General features: G+C 71.7%; 21 protein-coding genes. 1 reads left to right on the forward strand and 20 read right to left on the reverse strand.

Annotated elements, in window-relative coordinates:
- Window positions 1-12 precede the first annotated feature (12 nt).
- The 12 genes from ACWCYY_RS08975 to ACWCYY_RS09030 form a co-directional block, all read right to left on the reverse strand.
- Window positions 13-252 (reverse strand): hypothetical protein, encoded by a 240-nt coding sequence (locus ACWCYY_RS08975; RefSeq protein ID WP_345290218.1) that lies wholly within the window; start codon window positions 250-252, stop codon window positions 13-15.
- Window positions 249-1,742 carry an Asp-tRNA(Asn)/Glu-tRNA(Gln) amidotransferase subunit GatA gene (gene gatA / locus ACWCYY_RS08980; RefSeq protein ID WP_345290217.1) on the reverse strand — a complete coding sequence of 498 codons (1,494 nt, stop codon included), beginning with the start codon at window positions 1,740-1,742 and terminating at the stop codon, window positions 249-251. The genes ACWCYY_RS08975 and gatA overlap by 4 nt, the downstream gene beginning before the upstream one ends.
- 4 nt (window positions 1,743-1,746) lie before the next feature.
- Window positions 1,747-2,043, reverse strand: a complete 297-nt coding sequence (gene gatC / locus ACWCYY_RS08985) for an Asp-tRNA(Asn)/Glu-tRNA(Gln) amidotransferase subunit GatC (RefSeq protein WP_035845952.1) — start codon at window positions 2,041-2,043, stop codon at window positions 1,747-1,749.
- A 128-nt stretch (window positions 2,044-2,171) separates the two neighbouring features.
- Window positions 2,172-3,764, reverse strand: a complete 1,593-nt coding sequence (locus ACWCYY_RS08990) for a putative bifunctional diguanylate cyclase/phosphodiesterase (RefSeq protein ID WP_345290215.1) — start codon at window positions 3,762-3,764, stop codon at window positions 2,172-2,174.
- 301 nt (window positions 3,765-4,065) lie between these two features.
- On the reverse strand, window positions 4,066-6,351 hold the full coding sequence (gene ligA, locus ACWCYY_RS08995; RefSeq protein WP_449795554.1) for an NAD-dependent DNA ligase LigA: 2,286 nt from the start codon (window positions 6,349-6,351) through the stop codon (window positions 4,066-4,068).
- Between the two features lie 15 nt (window positions 6,352-6,366).
- The gene (locus ACWCYY_RS09000; RefSeq protein ID WP_449795555.1) at window positions 6,367-7,374 is read right to left on the reverse strand and encodes a methionine synthase; all 1,008 of its coding nucleotides are present in this window, start codon (window positions 7,372-7,374) and stop codon (window positions 6,367-6,369) included.
- A 95-nt stretch (window positions 7,375-7,469) separates the two neighbouring features.
- The gene (locus ACWCYY_RS09005; RefSeq protein ID WP_345290211.1) at window positions 7,470-7,889 is read right to left on the reverse strand and encodes a type II toxin-antitoxin system VapC family toxin; all 420 of its coding nucleotides are present in this window, start codon (window positions 7,887-7,889) and stop codon (window positions 7,470-7,472) included.
- Window positions 7,886-8,164, reverse strand: coding sequence for a hypothetical protein (locus ACWCYY_RS09010; RefSeq protein ID WP_345290210.1), 279 nt, complete (start codon window positions 8,162-8,164; stop codon window positions 7,886-7,888). Before ACWCYY_RS09010 ends, ACWCYY_RS09005 begins: the two co-directional genes overlap by 4 nt.
- A 66-nt stretch (window positions 8,165-8,230) precedes the next feature.
- Window positions 8,231-8,920: an SDR family oxidoreductase gene (locus ACWCYY_RS09015; protein ID WP_449795556.1), complete on the reverse strand. Its 690-nt coding sequence runs from the start codon at window positions 8,918-8,920 to the stop codon at window positions 8,231-8,233.
- Window positions 8,920-9,450, reverse strand: coding sequence for an LOG family protein (locus ACWCYY_RS09020; RefSeq protein ID WP_345290208.1), 531 nt, complete (start codon window positions 9,448-9,450; stop codon window positions 8,920-8,922). Before ACWCYY_RS09020 ends, ACWCYY_RS09015 begins: the two co-directional genes overlap by 1 nt.
- Before the next feature lie 45 nt (window positions 9,451-9,495).
- Window positions 9,496-10,632 carry a tRNA 2-thiouridine(34) synthase MnmA gene (gene mnmA, locus ACWCYY_RS09025; RefSeq protein ID WP_449795557.1) on the reverse strand — a complete coding sequence of 379 codons (1,137 nt, stop codon included), beginning with the start codon at window positions 10,630-10,632 and terminating at the stop codon, window positions 9,496-9,498.
- Window positions 10,633-10,900: 268 nt separating this feature from the next.
- Entirely contained in the window at window positions 10,901-12,085 is a 1,185-nt protein-coding gene (locus ACWCYY_RS09030; protein WP_449795558.1) for a cysteine desulfurase family protein, read from the reverse strand.
- Window positions 12,086-12,230: 145 nt separating this feature from the next.
- Here ACWCYY_RS09030 and ACWCYY_RS09035 point away from each other — a divergent pair, with 145 nt between their 5' ends.
- A complete protein-coding gene (locus tag ACWCYY_RS09035; RefSeq protein ID WP_449795559.1) occupies window positions 12,231-13,052 on the forward strand; it encodes an IclR family transcriptional regulator in 822 nt (273 codons plus the stop codon).
- Here ACWCYY_RS09035 and ACWCYY_RS09040 read toward each other — a convergent pair.
- The 8 genes from ACWCYY_RS09040 to ACWCYY_RS09075 form a co-directional block, all read right to left on the reverse strand.
- Entirely contained in the window at window positions 12,988-13,647 is a 660-nt protein-coding gene (locus ACWCYY_RS09040) for a trimeric intracellular cation channel family protein (RefSeq protein ID WP_345290203.1), read from the reverse strand. The two genes, ACWCYY_RS09035 and ACWCYY_RS09040, sit on opposite strands and share 65 nt — an antisense overlap.
- A gap of 51 nt (window positions 13,648-13,698) precedes the next feature.
- Window positions 13,699-14,508, reverse strand: coding sequence for a class I SAM-dependent methyltransferase (locus tag ACWCYY_RS09045; RefSeq protein ID WP_449795560.1), 810 nt, complete (start codon window positions 14,506-14,508; stop codon window positions 13,699-13,701).
- A gap of 67 nt (window positions 14,509-14,575) precedes the next feature.
- Entirely contained in the window at window positions 14,576-15,610 is a 1,035-nt protein-coding gene (locus tag ACWCYY_RS09050) for an ABC transporter ATP-binding protein (protein ID WP_345290201.1), read from the reverse strand.
- 34 nt (window positions 15,611-15,644) lie between these two features.
- A complete protein-coding gene (locus ACWCYY_RS09055; protein ID WP_345290200.1) occupies window positions 15,645-16,718 on the reverse strand; it encodes an ABC transporter ATP-binding protein in 1,074 nt (357 codons plus the stop codon).
- Window positions 16,715-17,713: an ABC transporter permease gene (locus tag ACWCYY_RS09060; RefSeq protein WP_345290199.1), complete on the reverse strand. Its 999-nt coding sequence runs from the start codon at window positions 17,711-17,713 to the stop codon at window positions 16,715-16,717. The genes ACWCYY_RS09055 and ACWCYY_RS09060 overlap by 4 nt, the downstream gene beginning before the upstream one ends.
- Before the next feature lie 107 nt (window positions 17,714-17,820).
- Window positions 17,821-19,599, reverse strand: a complete 1,779-nt coding sequence (locus tag ACWCYY_RS09065; protein ID WP_345290197.1) for an ABC transporter substrate-binding protein — start codon at window positions 19,597-19,599, stop codon at window positions 17,821-17,823.
- 104 nt (window positions 19,600-19,703) lie between these two features.
- Entirely contained in the window at window positions 19,704-20,681 is a 978-nt protein-coding gene (locus ACWCYY_RS09070) for an ABC transporter permease (protein WP_345290196.1), read from the reverse strand.
- Between the two features lie 369 nt (window positions 20,682-21,050).
- On the reverse strand, window positions 21,051-21,818 hold the full coding sequence (locus ACWCYY_RS09075; protein ID WP_345290195.1) for an enhanced serine sensitivity protein SseB C-terminal domain-containing protein: 768 nt from the start codon (window positions 21,816-21,818) through the stop codon (window positions 21,051-21,053).
- Between the last annotated feature and the right edge of the window lie 111 nt (window positions 21,819-21,929).

The raw sequence follows: 21,929 nt of genomic DNA on the forward strand, positions 1-21,929 counted from the left end.
CTTGGCGGTCCGTCAGCCCAGCAGCACGTCGTCGTCCCCGAGCCGCTTGAGCTCACGGACGAGGAGCGCGGTGCCGGTGATCAGCGCGGCGGCACCGACCAGGGCGTTGAGGAGCAGGAGGTTGTCGTTCTCGGTCCGGGCCTTGCGGATGTCCTTGGAGATCGAGATCGCGCCGAACGCGCTCGTCCCGATGGACAGCCAGAGACCGGGCTTGGACTTCTTGAAGCCCTTGGCCTTCGCGATGCTGCTCACAGAACCGGTGCCTCCTCGAGCAGGGGGTGTCCCCACTTGTCGTTGAGCGCGGCCTCGACGGCGCCGCCCACGCGGTACAGGCGGTCGTCCGCCATCGCGGGAGCGATGATCTGCAGGCCGACCGGGAGATTGTCCTCCGGGGCCAGGCCGCAGGGCAGCGACATGGCCGCGTTGCCGGCGAGGTTGGACGGGATGGTGCACAGGTCGGCCAGGTACATCGCCATCGGGTCGTCGGCGCGCTCGCCGATCGGGAAGGCGGTGGTGGGGGTGGTCGGCGAGACCAGCACGTCGACGCCGGCGAAGGCCGCGTCGAAGTCGCGCGAGATCAGGGTCCGGACCTTCTGGGCCGAGCCGTAGTAGGCGTCGTAGTAGCCCGAGGAGAGGGCGTAGGTGCCGAGGATGATGCGGCGCTTCACCTCGGGGCCGAAGCCGGCCTCGCGGGTGAGGGCGGTGACCTCCTCGGCCGAGCGGGTGCCGTCGTCGCCGACCCGCAGGCCGTACCGCATCGCGTCGAAGCGGGCCAGGTTGGAGGAGGCCTCGCTCGGGGCGATCAGGTAGTAGGCCGGGAGCGCGAGGGTGAAGGACGGGCAGGAGACCTCGACCACCTCGGCGCCGAGCTCGCGGAGCAGCTCCACGGACTCGTTGAACCGCTGCATCACGCCGGCCTGGTAGCCCTCGCCGGCGAACTCCTTGACCACGCCGATCCGCATGCCGCGGACGTCGCGCCGCTTGGCGGCCTCGACCACGGCCGGGACCGGGGCGTTGATGGAGGTGGAGTCCAGCGGGTCGTACCCGGCGATGGCCTCGTGCAGCAGCGCCGCGTCCAGCACGGTGCGGGCGCACGGGCCGCCCTGGTCCAGCGAGGAGGAGAACGCGATCAGGCCGTAGCGGGAGACCGAGCCGTAGGTCGGCTTCACGCCCACGGTGCCGGTGACGGCGCCGGGCTGGCGGATCGAGCCGCCGGTGTCGGTGCCGATGGCCAGCGGGGCCTGGTACGCGGCCAGCGCCGCGGCCGAGCCGCCGCCGGAGCCGCCGGGGATGCGGGACAGGTCCCACGGGTTCCCGGTCACGCCGTAGGCGGAGTTCTCGGTGGAGGAGCCCATCGCGAACTCGTCCATGTTGGTCTTGCCGAGGATGACCACGTCGGCGTTCTTCAGACGGGCCGTCAGGGTGGCGTCGTACGGGGGCACCCAGCCCTCGAGGATCTTCGACCCGCAGGTGGTCGGGATGCCCTCGGTGGTGAAGACGTCCTTGAGCGCCAGCGGCACGCCGGCCAGCGGGCTCAGCTGCTCGCCGGCCGCGCGCTTGGCGTCCACCCGGCGGGCGGCCGCCAGGGCGCCCTCGGTGTCCACGTGCAGGAAGGCGTTGACCTTCTTGTCGGTGGCCTCGATCCGGTCCAGGTGGGCCTGGGCGACCTCGACGGCGGAGACCTCTCCGGCCGCGATGGCGGCGGCGGTCTCGGCTGCGGTCTTCTTGATGAGCTCGGTCACGGGATCAGTCCTCCCCGAGGATCTGGGGGACGCGGAAACGCTGCTCCTCGGCGGCCGGCGCACCGGCCAGGGCCTGCTCCGGGGTGAGCGACGGGCGCACCTCGTCCGCCCGCATGACGTTGGTCAGCGGAAGCGGGTGGGAGGTCGGCGGGACGTCCTGTCCGGCGACCTCGGAAACGCGGGCGACCGCGCCGATGATCACGTCGAGCTGCTCGGCGAAGTGGTCCAACTCTTCGGCCTGCAGCTCCAGACGCGACAGCCGGGCGAGGTGGGCGACCTCCTCGCGCGTGATGCCAGGCATGCAGCGATCCTCAAGGGTGAGTTCTGGTCAGACCGCCACGAGACATGTGTGACGGCCCATCTTTCCAGGCCCATCCTATGGGCAGCGCCGGGCGCCCGGGCTCGTCCCGGCCCGGGCGCCCCGTGCCGCTAGAGCAGTTCGACCTCGGGTGCACCGGTCCGATGGACCATCAGCCAGGCGGTGGCCTGGTCCGCCGGGAGGGCGGCGGAGACCAGCCAGCCCTGCACCGCGTCCACTCCGAGGGAGTGCAGCCGCTCCCAGGTCTCGTCGTCCTCGACGCCCTCGGCGACCACCGTCAGCCCGAGCGAGTGGGCCAGCTCGACCGAGCACCGGACCACCGCGGCGTCGTGGTCGTCGGCCACCATCCGGGAGACGAAGGACCGGTCGATCTTCAACTCGCCGACCGGCAGCGAGCGCAGCCGCACCAGCGAGGAGTGCCCGGTGCCGAAGTCGTCCAGCGACATCCCGACCCCGTAGCGGCGCAGCTCGGCCAGGGTGTCCGCGGCCAGCCGGGAGTCGTCCAGCAGCAGCCGCTCGGTGATCTCCAACTGGAGCGCCCCGGCGGGCACCTGGTGCCTGGTCAGGTGGCCGGCCACCCGGTCGGCGAAGCCCGGGTTGAGCACGTCCCGGGGCGAGACGTTGACCGCGACCTGCACCTCCAGGCCCTGCGCGCGCCAGAGCGCCAGCTGGCCGACGGCGGCCTCCAGCACGTAGTCGGTCAGCCGCGGCATCAGCCCGCTGGACTCGGCCAGGCCGATGAACTCGTCCGGGGGCACCCGGCCCTGGCCCGGCCGCTCCCAGCGCAGCAGCGCCTCCAGGCCGACCACCCGACCGTCGAAGGCCACCTTCGGCTGGTAGTGCAGCTGCACCTCGCGGGTCTCCAGGGCCCGCCGCAGGTCGCCGAGCAGGCCGATCCGGTACGGGGTGTCCAGGTCGCGGGTCTCGTCGTACTGCTCGACCCCGGTGCGGCGGCGCTGGGCGTGGCCCATCGCGACGTCCGCCCGGCGCAGCAGCGCCTCGGCGTCCTGGGCGTGGGCGGGGTAGACGCAGACCCCGGCGCTGGCCTCCAGCACCAGCAGCAGCCCGTCCAGGCGGATGGGAGCGGCGAGTTCGGCGATCAGCGCCTTGGCCATCCGCTCCAGGGTGTCCGCCCGGCCGACCCCGGGCAGCAGGACGGCGAACTCGTCGCCGCCCATCCGGGCCACCACCGGGCGGTGGCTGCGCTGGATGGCGACCGGGAGGGAGGAGAAGACGTCGTCCGGATCGTCCCGCTCGGGGTTGTGCGTGCCGGAGCGCAGCGCACGGTGCAGGCGCCGGGCGATGTGCACCAGCAGCCTGTCCCCGGCGGTGTGCCCGAGCGCGTCGTTGAGCGAGCGGAAGCGGTCCAGGTCGAGCAGGATCAGCCCGACGTTCCAGTCCTCCTCGCCCTCGCCCTCGGCGATCGCCTCCTGGGCGGCCAGCAGCAGGGCGTGACGGTTCGGCAGGTCGGTCAGCGGGTCGGTCAGCTGGTCGCGGGCCCGGTCCCGGGCGATCCGCCAGGCGGCCACCAGGACCGCCAGCGGCACCGCGAACAGCGGCAGCAGCTCTGGCTCGTGCCGGTAGACCAGGACGGCGAGCGGGATGAGCGGCGCCGCCCCGGCCAACAGCACGCCGAGCAGCAGGACCGCACCCGCCACCCCCTGCGGCGGGCGTGTGGGCGCGCCGCCGGTCGTACGATCCATAAGCCCTGTCCTCCGTCGGGCCCGCCCCGTTCAGGCCGCCTTTCGGTACGACACCCCCGGTGCGGTGGAGGCCAGCGTGCGGGCTTCCCCGTCGGCCCGGCTGGTGCTCCCGGGGCCGGCCACCCTTGCTGACGCAGTGTCGCCCCAAGGGTATGCCCGGGTCCGACCCGTGAGGCGGACTTTCGGACAACCTTGGACGCCGCACCGGCGGAACATCCTTCCGGAGTGCCGCCCAGTGACAGAATGCCCGGTTTCTTTCGGACAGACCCCGCTGACGAGGCATCAGAAAAGTAACGGAGTATCAGCTCTCGTCGGTCGGCTCGGCCGCCGGGGCCTCCTCCGTGGCGATCGGCTCGATCCCGAGGTGGGCCCGGGCGGCGTCGGGGCCCTGCTCCAGCAGGACGGCGAAGCCAGCGTCGTCCAGCACCGGCAGGCCGAGCTGCACGGCCTTGTCGTACTTGGAGCCGGGGTTGTCACCGGCCACCACGAAGTCGGTCTTCTTGGAGACCGAGCCGGTGACCTTGGCGCCGCGCGAGGTGAGCGCCTCCTTGGCACCGTCCCGGGTGTGGCCGGCCAGCGTGCCGGTGACCACCAGGGTGAGGCCCTCCAGCGGGCGGGGGCCGGTCTCCTCGGCAGCCTCCTCGACGAAGCGGACGCCGGCGGCGCGCCACTTCTCCAGGATCTCCCGGTGCCACTCCTCCTCGTACCACTCCTTGATCGCCTTGGCGATGATCGGGCCGACGCCCTCGGTGGCGGCCAGCTCCTCCTCGGTGGCGGCGAAGATCCGGTCCAGGTCGCGGAACTCCCGGGCCAGCGCCTGGGCGGAGACCGGGCCGACGTGACGGATCGACAGGCCGTTGAGGTAGCGCCAGAGCGGGCGGTCCTTGGCCTTGTCGAGGTTCTCCAGCAGCAGGGTGGCCGACTTCTTGGGCTCGCCCTTGAGGTTGGCGAAGAAGGTGACCACCTTCTCCTTGCCGGTCCTGTCGTCCGGCTTGGGCATGCCGGTCTTCGGGTCCAGCACCCTGGCCTTGATCGGCAGTAGCTGCTCGACCGTGAGGGAGAAGACGTCCCCCTCGTTCCGCACCGGCGGCTCGGCGGGCTCCAGGGGCTGGGTCAGCGCGGTGGCGGCGACGTAGCCGAGGCCCTCGACGTCCAGCGAGGAGCGCCCGCCCAGGTAGGCGATCCGCTCGCGGATCTGGGCCGGGCAGTGCTGCGCGTTCGGGCAGCGCAGGTCGATGTCGCCCTCGCTCATCGGGCGCAGCCCGCTGCCGCACTCCGGGCACTCCTGCGGCATCACGAACGGCTCGGCGTCGTCCGGGCGCAGCTCCATCACCGGGCCGAGGATCTCCGGGATCACGTCACCGGCCTTGCGCAGCACGATGGTGTCGCCGATCAGCACGCCCTTGGCCTTCACCACGTCCTGGTTGTGCAGGGTGGCGTACTGGACCATCGAGCCAGCCACCTTCACCGGCTGCTCCAGCACCGCGTACGGGGTGGCCCGGCCCGTCCGGCCGATGCCGATCTTGATCTCGGCGAGCTTGCCGTTGACCTCCTCCGGCGGGTACTTCCAGGCGATCGCCCAGCGCGGGGACTTGGAGGTGGCACCGAGCCGGCCCTGCAGGGCGATCTCGTCCACCTTGACCACCACGCCGTCGATCTCGTGCTCGACCGAGTGGCGCTGCTCGCCGTACTGCTTGACGAAGGCCCGCACCTCGTCCAGGGTGCCGACCACCCTGTTGTGCTTCGCGGTCGGCAGGCCCCAGTCGTGCAGCAGCTGGTAGGCGTGCGACTGGCAGTCGATGTCGAAGCCCTCGCGGGCGCCGATGCCGTGCACCACCATGTGCAGCGGGCGGGAGGCGGTGACCTGCCAGTCCTTCTGGCGCAGCGAACCGGCCGCCGCGTTGCGGGGGTTGGCGAACAGCTTGACCAGGGCCATCGGACGCTTACCCTCGGCGGCCCGCTCCTCGTTGACCTTCTCGCGGCGCTCGTTCTCGGCGGCCAGCGAGGCGTTCAGCTCGGCGAAGGCCTCGGTCGGCAGGTAGACCTCACCGCGGATCTCCACCAGGGCCGGGACGTTCTCGCCCTTGAGCTGGTGCGGGATCTCCTTGATGGTGCGGACGTTGGGCGTGATGTCCTCGCCCACCCGGCCGTCACCGCGGGTCGCGGCCTGGGTCAACTGGCCGTTCTCGTAGGTGAGGTTGACGGCCAGTCCGTCCACCTTGAGCTCGCACAGGTAGTGGTACTCGATGCCGTCCAGCTCGCGGGCGACGCGCTCGGCCCAGGCGGCCAGCTCCTCGTCGTCCATCGCGTTGTCCAGGCTGAGCAGGCGCTCGCGGTGCTCCACCGCGGCGAACAGCTCGGTGGGGGCGCCGCCGACGTTCTGGGTCGGCGAGTCGGGGGTGACCAGGACCGGGTGCTCGGCCTCGATCCGCTCCAACTCCCGCAGCAGCCGGTCGAACTCGGCGTCGGTGACGATCGGGGCGTCCTGCTCGTAGTACCGCACCCGGTGGCCGACGATCTCCGCCGCCAGCTCGGCGTGCCGCTCACGCACCTCCGCCGGTACGTCCGCCCAGCCCTCGACCGCCACCCTGGTCTCCTCCTGCTACTCCGGGTTGTCCACCAGACTCTGCGCGGCCCTCGCACTGAGTGACAGCGCCTTGCGGGCGTACGCGGGCGAAGCACCCGCCAGGCCACAGGTCGGCGTCACCAGCACACGGCGGCCGAGCAGTTCCGGGGACAGCCCCAACCTGCGCCACAACGTCCTGACACCCTGGACACTACCGGCCGGGTCCGTCATTCCCGCGTCCGTGGACGGCACCACACCGGCGAGGATCACGGTGCCGGCCTCGACCGCCTCGCCGATCTCCTCGTCCTCACGCTCCGTCAACAGACCGAAGTCCAGCGAGATCCCGGCCACCCCGGCCCGGCGCAGCAGCGCCAGCGGGACGTCCGGGGCGCAGCTGTGCACCACCACCGGCGCGTCCAGGCCGCGGATCAGCTCGCGCAGGGTCTCCTCGGCGTGCTGGCGGTCCACCGCGCGCAGCCGCTGGAAGCCGCTGGCGGTCTTCACCGAGCCGGCCAGCACGGCCGGAAGTGACGGTTCGTCGAGCTGGAGCACCAGCTCCGCGCCGGGGATCCGCTTGCGGACCTCGGCCAGGTGGCGGCGCAGGCCCTCGGTGAGGGACTCCGCGACGTCCCGGCAGGCGCCGAGGTCGGCGAGGGCCTTCTCGCCGTGCTTCAGCTCGATGTTCGCCGCCAGGGTCCACGGCCCGACCGCCTGCACCTTGAGCGCACCCGTGTACCCCTGGGTGAACTCCTCCAGGGCGTCCAGGTCCTCGCCCAGCCAGGAGTGCGCCCGCCGGGTGTCCCGGCCGGGCCGGTCGGCGAACCGCCAGCCGCTCGGCTCGGTCTGGGCGAACAGCTCCACCAGCATCCCGGCCGAGCGCCCGATCATGTCGGCGCCGGGGCCCCGGGCGGGCAGCTCCGGCAGGTGCGGCAGGAACTCCAGCGCCCCCACCGAGGTCTTCGCCGCCTCCCGGGCGTCCGTGCCGGGAAGCGAGCCGACCCCGGTGGCGGCTCCGGTCAGCTCGGGAAACACGTGTCCAGTCACGCGACGAGCCTAGTGCCCCGCGTCAGTTGCCCGGGCGGACGGTGATCTCGGTGATGGCCGCGTCCCGGGGCAGGTCGGTGCCGTCGCTGCTGCCGTCAGGTCAGGTCGGGGAGCAGGGTGAAGCAGTCCGTGTGCTTGGGCCGGACGACGGTGAAGTGGCGGCGGTCGAGGGTGGCGATGCGCTGGGCTCCGTGGCGTTCGGCTACTGCGATGACGGAGGCGTCCACGGCCCCGAGGGGGAAGCTGTCGTACTGTTCGATGAGCTCGCCGACGCGGAGGAGGTCGGTGGGGGTGACGTTGTCGAGTTCGAAGTGGCCCTGGGCCACGTGATCGATGAACCTGCGTTCCACACTTGGCCAGCGCTCCAACTGCCAGCTGACCTCGGCCAGGACGGTGGAGGGCAGAACCTTCCGGCCCCGGAGCTGGGAGAAGAAGTCCACGCAGCGGACGTGGTGGTTGTCCCTGGCGTTGAAGAACGCGACGAGCGGTCCGGTGTCGAGGATCGTGACGGTCACCCGGCGGCGCTTCCGCCCCGGTCGCCGCGGGTCGCGATGTAGACGTCGTGGTTCTCCGCATAGTCGGCGGGAGCCTCGATGCTGCCGGCGAGCGCGAGGAAGCTCGCCGGCAGCAGGTCACCCTCGTCGTCGCCGGTCTGCTCTTCCGCCCGTGGGGGAAGGAGATCGGCAAACTCTTCGTCCTGGCTGATGATCAGGCGGAGGCGGCGGGCCTGGCGAGGACTGAGGTGTTCCACCGCGTACCGCAGGTCTTCGTAGTCGCGAGCTGCCGTCATGGGCCCAGTCTGGCACGCGGACCGATTCGGCGTGCGCTACGTGCATGCCCCAGTGCCGAGGCTGCCTCAGTTGCCCGGGCGGACGGTGATCTCGGTGAGGGCCGCGTCCCGGGGCAGGTCGATCGCGGTGACGATCGCGGTGGCGACCGACTCCGGGGCGATCCAGCGCGTGGGGTCGTACTCCTTGCCCTCCTGCTGGTGGACCTTCACCTGCATCGGGGTGGCGGTGCGGCCCGGGTAGACGGTGGTGACCCGGACGCCGTGCGGCTGCTCCTCCAGGCGGAGCGAGTCGGCCAGCGCGCGCAGGCCGAACTTGCTGGCCGCGTACCCGCCCCAGGTGGCGTCCGCCCGCAGGCCCGCACCGGAGTTGACGAAGACCACCTGACCGCGGGCCAGCCGGACCGAGGGCAGCAGCAGCCGGGTCAGCTCGGCGGGCGCGACCAGGTTGACGTTCAGCTGCTCCTGCCAGGCCTTCACCGGGAGGTCGCCGATCTCGCCCAGCTGCACCACCCCGGCCACGTGCAGCAGCGAGTCCAGCTCCACCGGCAGCTCCTGGTGGCCGAAGGCCCAGGAGAGCTTGGCCGGATCGGACAGGTCGCCGACCAGGGTGCGGGCGCCGGGGAAGCGCTCGCGCAGCTGGGCCGCCCGCTTGGCGTCCCGGGCCAGCAGCCAGAGCTGCTCGCCGCGCGCGGACAGCCGCTCCGCGACCGCCTCGCCGATGCCCGAGCCGGCTCCGGTGATCAGGTGAGCACCCATCAGTTCGTCCCCTCCAGGAGTGCGATCGCCTCGGCCGGGGTGGCGGCGAAGTGCACCAGCTCGGCCAGCGGCCGGGGCAGGAAGCCCTCGGCGTCCATCCGCTCAAGCTGCGTGCGCAGCCCGGTGTAGAAGCCCTCGGTGTCCAGCACCACGACCGGCTTGTCGTGCCGGGCGTGCTTCTTCAGCTCCAGCACCTCGGTGATCTCGTCGAGCGTGCCGAGCCCGCCGACCAGCACCGCCAGCGCGTCGGCCCGCTCCAGCAGGTGCGCCTTGCGGGTGGCCAGGTCGGGAGTGGTGACCATCTCGTCGGCGCCCTCGTAGGCCTTGTGCGCGAGGAAGTCCACCGAGATGCCGACCAGCCGGCCGCCGGCCCCCCGGACCTCGTCGGCCAGCAGGCCCATCAGGCCGGCGTGCGAACCGCCCCAGACCAGGGTGTGGCCGCGCTCGCCGAGCAGGCGGGCGAACTCGGCGGCGGGGGCGGTGTACTTCTCGTCGAGCGAGTATGCGGAACAGAAGACGGTGATGTTCATAGTGCCCCCAGGTCTATCAGGTCACCCGCCCGCCGCCGAAGGCGATTACGCCGTGACCGGGCGCCGCTCGGTGCTGGCGATGGTGGCCGAGCCCACGACCCGGGTGCCGTCGTAGAGCACCACGGCCTGGCCGGGCGCGATGCCACGGGCCGGGGCCGCGAGCTTCACGTGCAGCTGACCGTCGGTCAGTTCGGCCGTGACGGGCACCTCTTCGCCGTGGGCGCGCAGCTGGGCGGTGTACGCGCCCGGACCGGCCGGGGGCTCGCCGCACCAGCGGGGGCGGATGGCCATCAGACCGAGGACGTCGAGGCCCTCGACCGGGCCGACCGTGACGGTGTTGTTCACCGGTGAGATGTCCAGCACGTAGCGGGGCTTGCCGTCGGCGGCCGGGCGGCCGATCCGCAGGCCCTTGCGCTGGCCGATGGTGAAGCCGTAGGCGCCGTCGTGCTCGCCGAGCTTGGTGCCGTCGGTGTCCAGGATGTCGCCGGTGGCGGTGCCGAGGTGCTTGGCCAGGAAGCCCTGGGTGTCGCCGTCGGCGATGAAGCAGATGTCGTGGCTGTCCGGCTTCTTGGCGACGGCCAGGCCGCGGCGCTCGGCCTCCTCGCGGATGACGTCCTTGGTGGTGTCGCCGAGCGGGAAGAGCGAGTGCGCGAGCTGCTCGGCGTCGAGCACGCCGAGCACGTAGGACTGGTCCTTGGCGGCGTCCACGGCCCGGTGCAACTCCCGCTCCCCGGTGGGGAGGTCGACGATCCGGGCGTAGTGGCCGGTGCAGACCGCGTCGAAGCCGAGGGCGATCGCCTTGTCCAGCAGCGCGGCGAACTTGATCTTCTCGTTGCAGCGCAGGCAGGGGTTCGGGGTGCGGCCGGCCGCGTACTCGGCGACGAAGTCGTCGATCACGTCCTCGCGGAAGCGCTCGGCCAGGTCCCAGACGTAGAACGGGATGCCGATCACGTCGGCGGCGCGGCGGGCGTCGCGGGAGTCCTCGATGGTGCAGCAGCCGCGGGCACCGGTCCGGAAGGACTGCGGGTTCGAGGACAGCGCCAGGTGCACGCCCGTCACCTCGTGGCCGGCCTCCGCCGCGCGGGCGGCCGCGACGGCCGAGTCGACGCCGCCGGACATCGCGGCGAGCACGCGCAGCCGGCCGCTGCCGGGCGAGGACGGGGCACCAGGGAAGTCAGTCATGATGCCGTCCAGCGTACGCGAGGGGGCGCACCCGGCTGCGCCGCCGGGGGCACGGCGCTCAGGTGCAGCGACCCAGGGGCGCGAGGAACTGCGCGAGGCGGAAGGCGGCCCGGCGTGAGGTCGGGGCACATCAGCCAGGTGCACGTGCTGCCGTTCCCCGCGCACCCGGCCTCACGTGCAACTGGCTCGCCTGCCCCGATCCAACAGTGGGCCGCCTTCCGGACTCGCGCAGTTCCTCGCGCCCCTCAGCGCCTGCCCTGCCGGGCGGTCAGCGCCGCGCGGCCGCCGCCAGGCCGGCGCTGCGGGAGCGGTGGACGGCCGGGGCGATGGCCGCGGCGAGGGCGGCGACGTCGGCGGGGGTGGAGGTGTGGCCGAGGGAGAAGCGGAGGGAGGCGCGGGCCAGCAACGGGTCGGCGCCCAGGGCGAGCAGGACGTGGCTGGGCTGGGGGACGCCGGCGGAGCAGGCGGAGCCGGTGGAGCACTCGATGCCCTGGGCGTCGAGCAGCATCAGCAGGGCGTCACCCTCGCAGCCCGGGAAGGAGAAGTGCGCGTTGGCGGGCAGCCGCCCCTCCCCCGCCGGAGCGCCGTTGAGGACGGCGTCCGGGACCTCGGCCAGCACGGCCGCGACCAGCGAGTCCCGCAGGGCGCCGACCTCGGCCGCGTACGCGGCCCGCCGCTCGACGGCCAGTCCGGCCGCCGCCGCGAAGCCCGCCGCCGCCGGGACGTCGAGCGTGCCGGAGCGGACGTCCCGCTCCTGCCCGCCGCCGTGCAGCAGCGGGACCGGCCCGACGCCCCGCCCGAGCAGCAGCGCGCCGACCCCGTACGGGCCGCCGATCTTGTGCCCGGTGACGGTCAGCGCATCGAGCCCCGACTCGGCGAAGGAGACCGGCACCTGGCCGAGCGCCTGCACCGCGTCCGCGTGCATGGGGATGCCGAACTCCCGCGCCACGTCGACCAGTTCGCGGATCGGCTGGATGGTGCCGACCTCGTTGTTGGCCCACATCACGGTGACCAGGGCCACCGAGGCGGGGTCGCGCTCGACGGCCTCCCGCAGGGCGGCGGGGTGCACCCGGCCGTACGCGTCCACCGGCAGGTACTCGACCTCGGCGCCCTCGTGCTCGGAGAGCCAGTGCACCGCGTCCAGCACCGCGTGGTGCTCGACCGGGCTGCACAGCACCCGGCGGCGGGCCGGGTCGGCGTCCCGGCGGGCCCAGTAGAGGCCCTTGACCGCGAGGTTGTCGGACTCGGTGCCGCCGGCGGTCAGCACGATCTCGCTGGGGCGGGCGCCGAGGGAGGCGGCCAGCGATTCACGGGACTCCTCCACCACCCGGCGGGCCCGGCGTCCGGCCGCGTGCAGCGAGGAGGCATTGCCGACCACCCCGAGGTGCGCGCTCATGGCGGCGATCGCCTCGGGCAGCATCGGAGTGGTGGCCGCGTGATCCAGGTATGGCATAGCGGCACAAGTGTAGGGGCCGGGCGGGCGCCGCCTCGCCGATCGGCGCCCCAGTATCACGATTTGGCCATTGCACACCGTGCAACGCGCCGTTAGCCTCCTGCCGCATCCGGGCACTGCCAGCCCGCTCAGGGAGGGGGCCGCCATGTCACAGACGGTGGACCGGGCACTGACCATCCTGGCCTCGCTCGGCCAGGGTCCGGCCTCGCTGGAGCAGGCCGCCTCCCGGATCGGGGTGCACAAGTCGACCGCGCTGCGGCTGCTGCGCACCCTCCAGGAGCACGGCTTCGTGCACCGCCAGTCCGACCAGCGCTACCGGCTCGGCGGGCGGCTGTTCTCGCTGGCCCAGCAGGCCCTGGACGGGATCGACGTCCGCCAGGTGGCGGCGCCGTACCTGGCGGCGCTGAACGAGCGCTACGGGCACGCCGTGCAGCTGGCCGTGCTGGACGAGGGCGAGGTGCTCTACCTGGACAAGGTGGAGAGCCGCCACACGGACCGGCCCGGCTCCTGGGCCGACCCCTCGGTGCGGATCGGCCGCCGGGTGCCGGCGATGACCACCGCCGTGGGCAAGGTGCTGCTCGCCGATCTGCCGGAGGATCAGCTGACGGCGTTCCTGGAGGGGCAGGACTTCACCGCCAGGACCAGCCGTTCGGTGCGCGGCCCCGAGGACCTGCGCAGCGAGCTGGCCTCGGTGCGCCGCCTCGGCTGGGCGGTGGACGAGGCCGAGTACCGGGAGACGGTGAACTGCATCGCCGCCCCGGTGGTCGGCATCGAGGGCACCGCGATCGCCGCGTTCTCGATCTCCGCGGCGGCGGGCACCACCCCGATCGCCGAGCTCTCCAAGCTGGTGCCGGAGCTGCTCTGCACCGCCGAGGCGATCTCGCTGGCCTACGGCGGCTCCCCTACTCCTCGCTGGTGCGAGAACCGTTGCGGTGCCAAGCACGTGGTGCCCGCCAGCCGTACTTGAGCGCCAGCATCCGCAGCACGAAGGCGGTCAGCGCGGCGGCGGTGCCGGTCGCCGTGGTGAGCGCGCCGGTGGCGGTCAGCACCGCGACCATGGCCGCGCCGACCAGGGCGGGCACCGCGTAGATCTCGCGGTCCCAGCGCAGCAGCGAGGGCGTCTCGTGCGCCAGCACGTCGCGGATCACCCCGCCGCCGGCGGCGGTCAGCATGCCGAGGGCGACCGAGGAGACCGAGCCGAGGCCGTAGTCGTGCGCCTTGGCCGTGCCGGTCACGCAGAACAGGCCGAGACCGAGCGCGTCCAGGGTCTGCACGCTGCGGTTGATCCGCTCCACCTCGGGGTGCAGGAAGAAGACCACCACACCGGCCAGCAGCGGCGTGACGAAGTACCCGAGGTTGGTGAAGGCGACCACCGGGGTGGCCCCGATCACCAGGTCGCGCATCACGCCGCCGCCCAGCGCGGTGGCCTCGGCCAGCACGCAGATGCCGAAGATGTCCATGTTCTTGCGGACGGCCAGCAGGCCCCCGGACAGGGCGAAGACGAAGATGCCGATCAGGTCCAGGGTCTGCTGGACGTCGGGCGGGAAGAGCTGCGAAGTCACCGTCAATTCTTACCGCGCCGTCACCCGAACGGGGACGAGCCGCCCCGGGTGTTAGACCGAGGCCACCCGGCCGACGGCCAGCAGGGCGGCCACCGGGAGCTCCACGGTGCCGTCTCCGGCCGCGTACCGGGCGGCCAGGCGCAGGTACGCCCGCTCGATCCGGGCGGCCGTCTCGGGGGGCTGACCCTCGATCAGGGAGGAGGTGAGCACGGTGCCCTCCAGCACGTCCTTCCACCACTGCCCCGGGTCGACCCGGTGCGTCCAGCCGACCCGGTGCACCGCCACCTCGGTCAGCCCGGCCGAGCGGAGCAGCTCCGCGAAGGCCTCCGGGGCCGCGTACGGGGCGAACGGGGCGTCACCCGGCAGACCGGCCGGCCGGGTGGCCCCGGCCTCGGCGAAGGCGTCGAAGAACAGTCCCTGGGCCCGGTTGGCCGCCAGGGAGTCCCAGCAGGACAGCGCGATCCGCCCGCCGGGGGCCACCACCCGGGCCAGGTCGCGGACGGCCGCCACCGGGTCGGGCACGTGGTTGATCACGAAGGCGCCGACGGCGGCCTCGAACTCCCGGTCCGCGAACGGCAGTCCGGGCAGCGACGCGGTGACCGCCCGGGGCAGCACCCGGGCCGCCTCGGCCACCATCTCCTCGACCGCGTCGGTGGCCGTCACCTCGGCCCCGAGGGCCGCCGCGGCCAGGCCCAGCCGGCCGGTGCCGCAGCCCACTTCGAGCACCCTCGTGCCCGCGCCGACGGCGGCCTCGGCGAGCAGGCGGGAGTGCAGTCCCGCCGTCATCGCACCGAAGCCGCCGTCGTAGGTACCACTGCGCCGCGCCCAGCCGCCGCGCTCGAACTCCTCGAAATCCACCACGTGTTGAACAGCCCATCTGTGACCGGAGTGACCCGGTCGTGCCGACGGGCAGTCTAGGCGGAAACGATCAGGAGTTCTCGGGGAAGTGGCAGGCCACCTGGTGCCCGGCCTTGGGCGCGACCAGGCGCGGCTCCTCGGTGGCGCAGACGTCCTGGGCCTTCCAGCACCGGGTGCGGAAGCGGCAGCCGCTCGGCGGGTTGATCGGTGACGGGACGTCACCCGTCAGCCGGATCCGCTCGCGCTGCTCCTTGCGCCGCGGGTCCGGCACCGGGACCGCCGACATCAGCGCGTTGGTGTACGGGTGCATCGGCGCCGAGTAGAGCGAGTCCCGGTCGGCGATCTCCACCACCTTGCCGAGGTACATCACCGCGACCCGGTCGGAGACGTGCCGGACCACCGAGAGGTCGTGCGCGATGATCAGGTAGGTCAGGCCGAGCTCGTTCTGGAGGTCGTCGAGCAGGTTGACCACCTGGGCCTGGATGGAGACGTCCAGGGCCGAGACCGGCTCGTCCGCCACGATCATCTTCGGCTTCAGGGCCAGCGCGCGGGCGATGCCGATGCGCTGGCGCTGACCGCCGGAGAACTCGTGCGGGTAGCGGTTGTAGTGCTCCGGGCTGAGGCCGCAGAGCTCCAGCAGGTCCTGCACCGCGCGCTTGACGCCGTGCTCGGTGGAGACCTTCTGGAGCCGGAACGGCGCTCCGACGATGGTGCCCACGGTGTGCCGGGGGTTGAGCGAGGAGTACGGGTCCTGGAAGATCATCTGGATGTCGCGGCGGAGCGGACGCATCGCCGAGACGCCCAGGTGCGTGATGTCCCGGCCCTCGAACTCGACCTTGCCGCCGGTCGGTTCGTCCAGCCGGGTGACCAGGCGGCCCATGGTGGACTTGCCGCAGCCGGACTCGCCGACCACGCCGAGGGTCTCCCCGGCGCGGACCTCGAAGTCGATCCCGTCCACCGCGCGGACGGCGCCGACCTGACGGCGCAGCAGACCCTTGGTGATCGGGAAGTGCCTGGTCAGACCGGTCACCCGGAGCAGCGGCTCACGGTCGGAGGCCGGCGCGGGAGCGGGCACGGTCGCCGCCGTCGTCGATGAGTCCGTCATGGGGTCTTCTCCTGAGGGGTGGTACGGACGACGCTCACAGCCGGGGCGCGATCTCTTCGGTGAAGATGCGGTGCCGCTCGGCGATCGGCAGGTGGCACGCGGCGAGGTGGCCGGGCGCGGCCTCGGCCAGCTTCGGCAGCTCGGAGGTCGAACGGCCGGCGGTGCGGTCCGCGTACGGGCAGCGCGGGTGGAAGGCGCAGCCGGAGGGCACGTTGATCAGGCTGGGCGGGGTGCCCTTGACCGGCACCAGGCGGTCCTGGAGCGGCCGGTCCAGCCGCGGCATCGAGCCCAGCAGGCCCCAGGTGTACGGGTGTTCGGGGGACTCGAAGAGCGTCCCGGCCGGCCCGCGCTCCACGCACTTGCCGCCGTACATCACCAGGATGTCGTCGGCCAGCTCGGCCACCACGCCCAGGTCGTGGGTGATGATGATGACCGCGGAGCCGAACTCCTTCTGCAGGTCCCGGATCAGGTCCAGGATCTGCGCCTGGACGGTGACGTCCAGGGCGGTGGTGGGCTCGTCGGCGATCAGCAGCGAGGGGTCGTTGACCAGCGCCATGGCGATCATCGCGCGCTGGCGCATGCCGCCGGAGAACTCGTGCGGGTAGGAGTCCACCCGCTTGTCCGGCTGCGGGATGCCGACCCGGTCGAGCATCTCGATCGCCCGGGTGCGGGCCACCTTCTTGGAGGTGCCGGGGTGGTGGGCGCGGTAGCCCTCGACGATCTGGGCGCCGACCGTGTAGTACGGGTGCATCGCGGTCAGCGGGTCCTGGAAGATCATCGCCATCTTCTGGCCGCGCAGCTCGCGCACCCGGTCCGGGCCGGCCGCGATCAGGTCCTCGCCGTCCAGCCAGACCTGGCCGGTGATCCTCGGTGCGCCGCGCTTGCCCATCCGGTGCAGGCCCATGATGGAGAGCGAGGTGACGGACTTCCCGGAGCCGGACTCGCCGACGATGCCGAGGGTCTTGCCCTTCTCCAGCGAGAAGGTGAGCCCGTCCACCGACTTGACCAGGCCGTCGTCGGTGGGGAAGTGCACCCGGAGGTCCTTGACCTCCAGGTAGGCCGAACCGGGCTTCGCCGAGGCGGACTTGTCGATCTGGATCTCGGTCATGCGAGCCTCACCCGGGGGTCGACAGCGGCGTACAGGATGTCAACCAGCAGGTTGGCCAGGATGATGAAGAAGCCCGCGAAGAGCGTCACGCCCATGATCACCGGCAGGTCGCTGGCGGCGATCGAGGAGACCGCCTCGTAGCCCAGGCCGCGGAAGTTGAAGGTGGACTCGGTGAGCACCGCGCCGCCGATCAGGCCGCCGAGGTCCATGCCGAAGACGGTCAGGATCGGGGTCAGGGTGGAGCGCATCGCGTGCTTGCGGATCACCGTGCCCTCGCCGAGGCCCTTGGCCCGGGCGGTGCGGACGTAGTCCTCGCCCAGCACCTCCAGCAGCGTGGCCCGGGTGAGCCGGGCGTAGTTGGCCGCGTAGAGGAAGGCCAGGGTGACCCAGGGGAGCACCAGGTTCTGGAACCAGGCGATCGGGTCGTCGGCGAACGGCACGTAGTCGTTCGGGAAGACGCCCAGCTGGTAGACGAAGACCGCGCTGGCCAGCATGCCGGTGAAGTAGATCGGCAGGGAGACGCCGGCCAGGGCCGTGGTCATGGTGAAGCGGTCGAGCAGCGAGCCGCGCTTGAGCGCGGAGATCATGCCGGTCATGGTGCCGAACACGACCCAGATGATCGAGGCGCCGAGGGCCAGCGAGGCGGTGACGCCCAGCCGGTCGAGCAGCACCGGGAAGACCTCGCGCTCGGTCTTGAACGAGTAGCCGAAGCAGGGCGCGGAGCAGTGAGTGACGTCCACGCCGGTGCTGTAGTCGCGTCCGAGGACCAGGCCCTTGAGGAAGAGCCAGAACTGCTCGATGACGGACTTGTCGAGGCCCATCTTGTGACGGATGCCCTCGATCGCCGCGGGGTCGGCGATCTTGCCGACGTAGAGCAGCGCCGGGTCGCTCCCGGTCAGTTTCGGCACCATGAAGAAGATGCCGAAGGTGACGGCCGCAACCACCACCAGCATGGCGACGACATTGACGAGCCGTCGGATGATGTACACGAGCACTGCGGTCGACGCCGCCCCCGGGCCGGGCGCCCTCGTGGGGCGCCCGGCCCGGGCGGCGTCTTCACCTGCCCTTCGGACTAGCTGTGCGAACTACGGGACTGGGCAGGTCACTTGCCGTCGTTGGTACCGAGGGCCTGGAAGTCGACCATGCCGAACGCGTCGTTGATGAACACGTTGGTCAGGCGCGGGTTGCGGTAGTTGAGCGCGCGGTCCGCGACCACCGGCAGGTAGACGGCCATGTCGGTCACCTTGTGGTTGATCTGCTTGTAGATCTCGGCGGCCTTGGCGGGGTCGGCCTCGGCGGCGGCCTTGTCGAACAGGGCGTTGACCTCAGGGTCGTTGGTCTCGGGGTAGTTGCTGTTGCCGTTGGCGGTGATGAAGCGACCGTCCATCAGCGGCTGCATGTAGCCGTCGCCCTTCGGGTAGTCGGCACCCCAACCCGCCACGATCAGACCGTAGTTCTTGTTCTTCACGACCTCCGGCGAACCGGCCACCGAGGCCAGCAGCTTGCCGTCGTACTGGTCGATGGTGATGTCGACGTTGATCGCCTTCAGCGCGGTCTGCAGGGCGACGGCGGACTTGACCTCCTTGTCCTTGTTGCCGCGGACCGCGATGGTGGCCTTGAAGCCGTCCGGCTTGCCACAGGCCGCCAGCTCCTCCTTGGCCTTCGCCACGTCGGGCTTGCCGTCGACCAGGGTGAAGGGGTCGTAGTTGTCCGAGCCGAGGATGTTCGGGGGCAGCATCGAGCCGTACGGCGAGCCGGCCACCGAACCGCCGCGGGCGGTCTGCAGGGCGGTGGTGTCGGCCGCGAACATGACCGCCTTGCGGCAGTGCTCGTTGTCGAACGGGGCGATCTTCGGGACCATCGCGATGTAGCGGATGAACCCGTTGAACGGGTCGTCGGTGTTGGCCTTGAGCTTGTCGTTGGTCAGCACCTGGGCCTGAGCGGCCTGGGAGAGGCCGGTCTGCGCGAAGTCGAGGTCGATCGAGCCGTCGAGCAGGCGCTTGTCCATGTCGTCGGCGTTGGTGGTGATGGTCAGCTTCACCACGTCCGGCAGGGCCTTGCGGAACGGGTCGGTGGTCGGGTCCCAGTTCTCGTTGCGGACGAACTCGACGGACTTGCCGGGCTCGATCGACTTGAACTTGTACGGGCCGGAGGAGACCGGCTTCTCGCCGTACTTGGAGCCGGTGTCCGCCTTCGCCGGGACGGGCGAGGCGGTGCCCATCGCGAGCAGGTACGGGAAGGCCGAGTCGGACTTCGCCAGCTTGAAGATGATCGTGGCGTCGTCCGGGGTCTCGACGGACTTCAGGCCCATCTTGTCCGGGGTGGTGTCCGTGTACGGGCCCTTGTAACCCTGGCCCTGGTCGAGGCTGTTGACCAGGTAGGTCGGGCCGCCGGAGATGACGTCCTGGGCGAAGACGCGCTCGATGCCGTACTTGATGTCCTTCGAGGTGATGGCCGAGCCGTCCTCGAACTTGATGCCCTTCTTGAGCTTGAAGGTGTAGGTCTTGCCGTCGGCGGAGATCTCCGGCTTGGCGGCGGCGAGGTCCGGCACCAGCTCCAGACCGCCCTTGCCCGGCTTCGAGTCGAAGGCCAGCAGGGTACGGGCGTAGAAGCGCTGCATGTTCCAGATCGACGCGTAGTACGCGCGGCCCGGGTCCCAGGAGTCGGCGTCGGTGGTGCTCCAGAGGTTGAGCGTGCCGCCCTTCTTGTCGGACGGGTTGAGCACCTTGTCGACGGCCGCGTTGAAGCCGCCGGCCGACGCCGACTTGGAGGCGCCGTCGCCGGTGCCGCCCTTCTTGTCCGCGCTGCCACCGCAAGCGGTGAGGGTGACGGCCAGCGTGGCCACCAGGGCGGCGGCGGCGAGCGTCCGGTTTCGCGTCATGGGTACTTTCCTCCTGATGGTCGTACTGGGGTGGAACAGTCTCGAAAGGTCCTGTTTCGGCGGGCAGTTGGCATGGGAGCCTGCCCGGGCCGGCTGACCGGCGGTCAGTTGCCCTTGGGGTCGAGCGCGTCGCGCAGCCCGTCGCCGAACAGGTTGAAGGCCAGCACCGTGATGAAGATGGCCAGGCCCGGCACCACCATGTAGGTGGGGTCGACCTGGTAGATCCGGGTGGCCTCGGAGAGCATCTGGCCCCAGGACGGGGTCGGGGGCTTCACGCCCGCGCCGAGGAAGCTGAGGGCGGCCTCGCTCAGGATGTTGGTCGGGATGATCAGGGTCGCGTAGACCAGGATCGGGGCGACCAGGTTGGGGAGGAGCTCGCGCAGCAGGATGTGCGGCCAGCCGGCGCCCAGGCTGCGGGCGGCGTCGACGAACTCGCGCTCGCGCAGCGACAGGGCCTGACCTCGGACGATGCGCCCGATGTAGGGCCAGCCGAAGAAGCCGATCACCAGCACCAGGATCGCCATCCGGACGGCGCTGCCCTCCAGCCCCAGAACGGAGTTGGGCATCACCGAGACCAGCGCGATGGAGAACAGCAGCTGCGGGAAGGCCAGCAGGACGTCCATCACCCGGCTGATCACCGCGTCGACCCAGCCGCCGAAGTAGCCGGCCGCGATGCCCGCCAGCACGCCGATGACCACCGACACGCCGGCCGCCAGGAAGGCGACGGTGAGCGAGATCCGGGCGCCGTAGACGATCCGGCTGAACACGTCGCGGCCGAAGGTCGGGTCGACGCCGAGCAGGAAGTCGCTGCTGATGCCGCCGAACGCCCCCTTGGGGAGGCCGAGATCGGGGTTGATCTGATCCGGGTGCGGTTCGTCCACGGGGTGCCCGAACAGCGAGGTGAGCACCGGCGCGAAGACCGCGGCCAGGATCAGCAGCAGCACCACGACGCCGCCGGCCAGCGCGACCTTGTCGCGCTTGAGGCGGTCCCAGGCGATCCGGCCGGGTGACCGGCCCTCGATCCGCTTGGCCGGGGCCGCGGGGGCCTCCGGAGCGTCGGTGCTCTTGGTGGAAGTGCTCATGTGTCTTTCGTTTCCCCTCGCCGACGGTGGCCGGCCACGGTGCCGTACGTACACCTAGCACCGGGCCCGGGTAGGGCCCGGACATGGGTACGGTCCGGAATCGCGATTGCGAAAGGTGCTGAGAAGCAAGGGAGTTGCCGGGCAGCTCAGGTAAGCCCCGCACTGCACTGCGCAGACTCTCTGGCATCGGGGAGGCCTTACGCCAGACCTGACAACCGAAGGATGCCCAACTGTGATCTGTCCGCATGCACGGCCGTGTCCTGGCGAATAAGGCTCTTCACACAGGTGTTACTCGACTGTCAAGATGCGTGCGAAGGACTGCTCGTACACTTCGTCAACCGCCCCTGCGGGAACGGGGAAAAGCCCTGCTCAGCGCCAGGGCTGGTGCGGCCAGTAGCCCTGGGGCGGGTGGTTCGCCGACTCCCGGTCGAAGAACGGACGGGCGAAGGCGCGCAGCCACATCGCCACCGGGTCCAGCTCGTCGGCCAGCAGCACGGTGGAGACCGCGAGCCCGGCCGGGGCGTGCGCCACCGCACGCTGCACCAGCGCCCGGGCCGCCTCCACGGACGGCGGCGAGGTGTCGTAGAGGTCCAGGCCGACGGCCAGGTAGGCCTCGCCCACGGCCGGGCGCACCCAGGCCTGCCGCAGCGCCCGCAGCGGGCGCACCGCCGCCGCCTCGCGCTGCAGCTGGGCGTAGAACTGCGGGGCCTGCACGGCCGGTTCGGCCAGCTGGAGCGGACCGGCCGGCAGCCGGTCCAGCCCGCCGGCGATCCGGCGCAGGTCGGCCCAGGGCACACCGACCCCGCCACCGGGCACGTGCGGATTGAGCCACAGGCCCCAGCGGGTGCGGTACAGCGCGTGGGCGATCTCCATCCCGGAGATCACCTCGTGGCTCCTGGTCCAGCCGCAGAGCGCCAGCTGCTCGGGGGAGGTGACGGCGGGGGCGTAGCCGTGCCCGCCGATCTCCATGTTCCCGTACTGGGCGTCCGGGCTGCCCGGCTGGCCGTGCCAGAGCAGCATCCAGACCCGGCCCGCCGCCAGTGCCCCCAGCAGCCGCTCGTAGGCGTCGTAGCGCTCCGGCGCGACCTCGCCGAGGGCGCGCTCGATCGCGCCGTCTGCCGCCGCTCCCGCGCTCATGCCGTGCTCCGCCCGCCGTCCGTCCCGCCCTCGGCCAGCGTGGCCGTCCGTGGTTGTCGGGGGAAGCCTATTGGCCGAGCCCGACAGCCGTCATACCGCCGCCCCGTACCG

The sequence above is a fragment of the Kitasatospora sp. NPDC001664 genome (assembly GCF_053596675.1).